Raw genomic sequence first — 6,620 nt, 5'->3', positions numbered from 1 at the left:
TTCATTGGATTGTGTCCAGATATTGTGTCCGTCAACATATATTCGGGCGTTTGAAACCGGTTCTTGCTTGAAGTCCAAGATCCGCCCTTGTATCGATAACTGTCTTTGATTAATTCGATAAACGTAAACAGGTTGAATCATGGTCTCATTACCAGCTAGGTCAACAGCTACTCCGCCAATGGTATTTTCTCCCGGAGCCAGGTTCACTTCAATCTCGAATTTCTTTTGACGTTCTATCAGGTGCTGATTTCCATCTATGGTAATCGAAGCAAGCGGCTCTGAGGATATACCCGTCAGGCTGATCTTTTCGGTGGCAGTATGGCGTATCTGAAGATGATGATCGTAGCTCACAAGAGGGGGAATTGTATCAAGAACAAAAGATATCCTTTCCTTTAGTGTGTTCCCAACCTGATCTGATACTTCCAGCCCCATCTCATGTTCACCTTCATTAAGGTTCTTGACATTCAATGATACGCCATCTCTGGTAATGAATGCCTGAGAGGTCAGGTCATCCCCATCCATCGTAATCTTCACAGATTCCTGGTCTATTCCCGAATCACTATCTCCAAATTTAATGGCCACTGGTAAGGGCGATTGCTTGACAAAGGCATTGGGTCTTGGGAAAGAATCTAAAACCAGAGGTGGTTGGATATCCATAAAAAAACCTGAGGAGAAAGCGCTGGTATTGCCACAATGATCGGTTAAGTGCAGGGTAACCTGATGTGATCCATGCGACAGCTCTGGAAGGTCAACAATCACGGATTTTTGATCTAACAGAACACTTGTCTCTTTTCCATCCAGGGTGGCAGAAGCTGATTTCACCTGTGAGCCTTTCGTTTGGATGAACTCTGTGAGCCTCAGGGTGCGTAGTTGATCAATATCAATTGCAGTGTATAGCTTCTTGAGGTTCTCCTTCATCTCCTTCAGTTTTACTTCGGGAAGACGAGGTGATAATTGAACTTCAAGAACAAATTGCTCAACGGACATGGAGAAAAACGGGAAGGCATCTTTAGGATCTATAAATACTTCGTAAACCACTTTAGCGAGTTCGTTCCACCTCATTAGTTCCGAAATCGAGAACCCCTCTATTCTGACCGTCGCTGGTTTTACTTTTACCAGGTCCAAAACAGTGTAGATCCCTGACCGTCTTAGCGCTTCTTTAGCGCCTGCGCCAATCCCAATGATACAATCTGTTGGTTGGTGTAATACAGCCTGCCGCTTCGTATCTGTGACTTCAAAAGACAGTTGTTTTCGGGTAGGTCCCAATTTCTCACCATCCATGAAATCTCTTTTCACCACTTCAGGAGGCCAGGGGTCAATGAAGACGCTTAGTGTTCTGTTTCGGGATTTAAAACCAAATTCATTGCTTATGGAGGCGCTTAATTTGTGTAGTCCAGCCCATAAGTCTGATACAGGCCTAATCGTCAGGTGATGTATGTTGCCTTCCGTATAATGACTGATTACCTCAGTTGAAAATGTGCTGTGATTAGAAATCAATTCAAAAGAAGAAAGATCCAATGCTGTACGATGTGCTTGCACTTCAAACTCCAGTAGAGGCCTCCTATCGTCACTGAAAATGATTTTTTGTGTACAGGTTTAATTTTCGGCGACCTTAATTCCACCTGTACATTCTTCCTTATCCTGTAGATCCTTTCAGGATGTAAGTCAAAGACAATTTGTACTTCTACCCTGTTTTCCCTTTGCTGAAAGCATCTTGCGTTTCAATTTTCAGGTGATTGGTTTCGATTGCCTCTTGCTGCCATACTTCTTTTTGATTAACGAATACTGTTGCCGTATACCGGAGCGCGCTGGCTGGGAGTAGTTGTGCGGTAGCATTCAGGTTCAATTTTAAGCTTAGCTCAATTATTGGATTCAGATGCCCGGTGATTGACGGCCCAAATCGGTCTAAGCTCACCTTGACCGTCGGTTTTTGGCGCTTGTCCAAATTCCTTACCACTAGGTCTAGTTTCTCTTTGTGGATGATTGGACTTCCTGATTTGGTGACATTTAGTACTTCAATTGGAATGGTTCTCCTTGATGATCTCGAACCAAAGAATTGTAATTCAATACTGTACCTAAAAACGCCATCAATTGCCTGTCCCGTAATTTCTTTTACGTTCCACCGATTCGATTCAGGAATGTGAACGGCAAGTTCCTTATCCTCGAAGCCTGTTTGCACCAGGTCCAGGATTACTGTAATAGAATTGTCAGCAGCAACATATTCGTTTTTCTGAAGTATTAATTCCATGTGGTGGTCAAGTATTAGTGAAGAAGTTGGACTGAAAACCTGTATGAACCGCATAACATTCCACTATCACCTGGATTTCCAAGGTGACCTTTTTCCTCTCGCATCGGTCAATTGATAGAACCATTATGACATTTGAATGATTAACTTTTTTTACAGTAAATAACGTTATGCATTTACTATAAATTTAAAAAAATTGGCACAGAACCCAATAGTTATCTGACAACCAGGACGTTGAGACCCAAAAGGTCTTCATAAAATATCATGTAATGCACGCTCCCAGGGTGTTGTTTTGAAGTGATCAGTATTTTCAAAAGTCCGGAATTTTGATCCATCCAGGATTCAAAACGGATCAAAGAAGGTATTCTTGATCATCAAATCAGTCCTTAGCCGATCCTAGCATAAAGGGGATTATTGAATCTGTTGGTAAGGTGGCAAATTGATTAATGATCCATCCCCATCACTTCTCACAAAATCGACTTTTCAAAATACGTCGTTCATATCTATTGAGGTATTTTCATCGCTTTCCTCTCCCAGATTTAGCAGAGGTAAATCCACAGAAAGAAAAAATCCATATCTCCAGGCGCTTGATTCTGAAATTATCACTTTAGCAATTTGCATTCCGGTTTCGTCTTCCGTAGTAACTGTTATGTCACGTAAGGCAGTGGTAAACCATAGGATAAACTCTGATATAGAGTGATATTCAACATATCTCATATTACCTAAGGTGTCTTAATGAGTTCATGATTCTCCTCGAGTGGTAATTACTTACCCTTTCCCATAATTTGAATGTTTAGGCGATAGTTAAGGTGCCTTAACCAATCCCGCACCGAAATCATTAACGTCTCCTAAATGAGTGGCCGAGAATTTCAGGGCTTGCCACAAACTTTCTGGTCCCAATTGCTGGAACTTTTCGGCGTATAATGCCGCGATTCCCGTCACGTGTGGTGCAGCCATGCTCGTCGCAGATAAAGTTCTATACTTCCCTTTGGAGGTTAGCCATGAGGAGTAGACCTTCACTCCTGGTCCACTCATGTCCATGCTATCATTTGAACCCTCAGCGCTGTTGGATCGGAAATATACTTTATGCGATTTATCTACTGCCGCTACCGCCATCACGGATGGGCAATTTGCAGGACTTCCGATGGGATTCTTAAAACCATATTGACGCGCACTATGATTTCCAGCAGCAGCAATGACCAAAGCCCCTTTGCTATTAGCGTATTTCGCGGCTCGCTCCAGGCCTTTTTTGAATGATCTTTTATGGAACACGCGTGTACCTAATGAGACATTGATCACATCACATCCATTATTGGCTGCCCAATTAATCGCGCTTATGGTCCAGCTGTCTGGCCCCCTTCCATGTGTGCCTTTCAAGACCTTGCCAATAAAAATTTCCGCGTTTTTGGCTATTCCGTATCTTATACCCTTTTCATCGGTATCACCACAGGCAATTCCTGTACAGTGAGTACCATGACCATTGCTGTCATCCACTGTTTCACCTGGCACAAAAGATTTGGCTACGATTGTCCTTCCCTCAAAGTCATCATGGTCCATTTCGAAACCTGTATCTAAAATGGCCACCTTTACTCCACGACCCGTAAATTCCGATTCGAGGACTCCACAATTGTGCAGTCCCCAGGTAGAACCTTCTTCTGAAAACAGAGAGCTATCTCCAGCTTCTGCCGCTGAGGACAATTTTTGGGTCACGATCAATTCCTCGGGCTCCATATAAAAGCTTAGTTGATGGGATTTATTCATCAACCAAGCACTTTTATCCGGATCTATTCCCAAAATACCCACACCCATGTCTTCGAATAACATCACATCTGCTTGTTGGTAATCAGATTCAAGGATCGGCTGAGAGATATCATCAAAATCTCCCGCTTGTGCTACTTTCAATCCCTCACTTTCAAAGAACTTTCTGAAAGAAGTCACTTTCATTTGGTCCAGATGTGGAGTGATCATAAACCTGCCAGTAAAACTTGTAACAGGTTGCAAGGGCTCCTCTTCATATGAATCTTCCGGAAATAGATTTGCCGTTTTCATCTTGTTTTTGTTTTGGCCATGAATTTCGAAAACCAGCAAGTGAATCTCAATACCAAATTTTAAGTATTTACGGACTGAGTTTGATCTGAAATTCGCTTGTTGATCTCTTCGTTAAGAAGAACTTAGCTTGTGTTTTTTAAAAACCCGATAAAGTCCCTCAATTGTGAAGGGTTTTGGTAGGTAATCACAATTCATAATTTTTTCCAGTTCCATTTTCTGAGCTTCATCACGAAGAGAGGACAAGAAGATGATGAAACATTGGCAATTCTGCTGAATGAGCTTTGCAAGCGATATACCATCAAGGTTTCCTTTGATATCAATATCCATTAATATCAAATCCACTTTCGTTTCTTCCAGAATGCTTAGAGCTGTTTCGGCATTGTCCGTTTGTCCCACCACATGAAAACCATTTTGAATTAAAGACTCTTTGATTTCCTCAGATACGAGCCATTCATCTTCAACAATTAGGAGGTTCATCACAGATCTGATCAATTGTTTAAGAACCTGATTTCGCAGGTTAAACCACCTTCATTAATGATTTGAAAAGTCCCTTTCAATTGCCTAACCAATAGATGGACTAATTTCATTCCAAAAGATTCTGCTTTCGCTAGATCAAACCCATCTGGCAACCCCGGCCCATTGTCTGATACTTGCAATATAAAATCCTGTTCAACCTTATGTAGATTGACAGTTAACAAAGCTTGTCCTGAGTTAGAGAATGCATATTTAAAAGCATTCGAAACGAGTTCATTTACGATCAATCCAATAGATAATGCCTGATCCGCATCAAAATCAGCATCTTCAATGTTCAATTTCATATGAAATTTCATATGATCACCCTGCACATGACCATAAGCCTGGGCAATTTCTTCAATCAGGTTTGATAAGTATTCTCTGACATTTAAGATGGTGACTTCTTCATTTTGGTACAGCTTTTGATGTATAAGCGCCATGGCCCTAATACGGCCTTTTCCTTCTGTCACTGCTTTTTTAGCCACTTCATCCTCAAGTTTCATGGATTGCAAGCCTAAGAGACTTGATATCACTTGCAGGTTATTTTTGACCCGATGATGCAACTCCCGCATCAAGGTTTCAATTTTGTCATTCTTTTTCCGGATACTTCGAAAAGCAAAAACGAGAGCAAGGGTGAGCAGTAATGTCGCAATCAGAAAGCCAGACAAAGTCCATAAGAATTGGTTTTTTGAAGCTATTAGGTCCTCCTGACTATCTATCTGTGCATCTTTCAACTGAACGTTGAATTCTTCCTGTAACTCACTTACTCTGACGTTATTATTTTCAAAAAAGAATTGCAGCCGATCCCCCCATACTTCATTCATGAGTCGATAGGCCGATTCCCAGTCCTCAAACCTTAAATGATATTGATTGGCCATCAATAGATTGTAATTTAGCCTTGTCAGGATGGTGTCCGAAAAGTCCCAGTTTTCCTGGGCATTCAAGATATTTTCTTCCGCTTCTTCCAGTCGGCCAGCCTGAATTTGAAGTCCCGCCAGGTCGATGTATGAGAAAAACTTAATGTATCTGAGAAAGTCCTTAGTTCCTGCATTTCTAATACATGCTGAATAGTAAAACCTCGCGGAATCAGGTTGATTAATATATCGATGGTAAATACCCGCTCTATAGGAAAAATGCGCTTTGAACGACGAATTAAAATCGTGCGCTTCAAAGTGTCTCTGTGTCTGTTGGAACAGAAGAATATATTCCATGGAATCTTGGGTAGGGTCAAATATTTTATTCCGATAATCAATTTCATGCAGCAAAAGCCAGGCCTGGGAGTAGGGATCCTTGACTTGATCGTGAAATGCGTCAATAAGATTCTTATAAGAATCTGAAAGTATAATTCGGCTATACAAGTGCAGAACGATCAGAAAATTCACCGTAAGAAGCTCATCATCATCAGCAATGAATTGCTTCAGGCTTTTTAATAAATATCCAAGTGCTTTGCCTCGATCCCCATTAAGAGTATTGTAGGTGCCCAATAAAAGTTGCTCATATGGATCATTTGTATCCGGTAATAGGTCCTGAACAATTACAGAATCTTGCTTTTGCTGTCCGCCATGCCTCAGTACCTGAATCAACTTTTGGAAGTAAACGCGTTCGGAAGAATCAGATAGTGCCACCGCTTTGAACAGTGCACTATCGTATTCCATTTTATTGATGTAGTTGACTATCTCGGATCGCTGTGCAAAGCAAGGTATGGTTAATAGCAACAATATGACTATCAACCCTTTTCTCATCCACCCGTAGTTCTCATGGTTCCTTTACCGATGACACAACTTCGACTAGGAGCAAATGGCATGTTTAATGA

5 protein-coding genes are annotated in these 6,620 nt (G+C 41.4%); all 5 read right to left on the bottom strand.

What is annotated here, in order from left to right:
• Positions 1-1,518, bottom strand: a 1,518-nt coding sequence (locus LYNGBM3L_RS09930; protein ID WP_131827490.1) for a hypothetical protein, incomplete at its 3' end; no start/stop codon positions are given.
• Positions 1,519-1,684: 166 nt separating this feature from the next.
• Positions 1,685-2,248, bottom strand: coding sequence for a hypothetical protein (locus LYNGBM3L_RS09925; protein WP_008181963.1), 564 nt, complete (start codon positions 2,246-2,248; stop codon positions 1,685-1,687).
• 801 nt (positions 2,249-3,049) lie between these two features.
• Positions 3,050-4,294 carry a S8 family serine peptidase gene (locus tag LYNGBM3L_RS09915; RefSeq protein WP_008181961.1) on the bottom strand — a complete coding sequence of 415 codons (1,245 nt, stop codon included), beginning with the start codon at positions 4,292-4,294 and terminating at the stop codon, positions 3,050-3,052.
• Between the two features lie 111 nt (positions 4,295-4,405).
• The gene (locus LYNGBM3L_RS09910; RefSeq protein WP_008181959.1) at positions 4,406-4,771 is read right to left on the bottom strand and encodes a response regulator; all 366 of its coding nucleotides are present in this window, start codon (positions 4,769-4,771) and stop codon (positions 4,406-4,408) included.
• 11 nt (positions 4,772-4,782) lie between these two features.
• A complete protein-coding gene (locus LYNGBM3L_RS33825) occupies positions 4,783-6,462 on the bottom strand; it encodes a sensor histidine kinase (RefSeq protein ID WP_161603146.1) in 1,680 nt (559 codons plus the stop codon).
• Positions 6,463-6,620: the final 158 nt, after the last annotated feature.

This window comes from Moorena producens 3L (assembly GCF_000211815.1).
In the GTDB taxonomy this organism is placed as follows: Bacteria; Cyanobacteriota; Cyanobacteriia; order Cyanobacteriales; family Coleofasciculaceae; genus Moorena; species Moorena producens.
The sequence above is the reverse complement of the archived record's forward strand: the minus strand, read 5'-3'. Positions and strand labels throughout refer to the sequence as shown.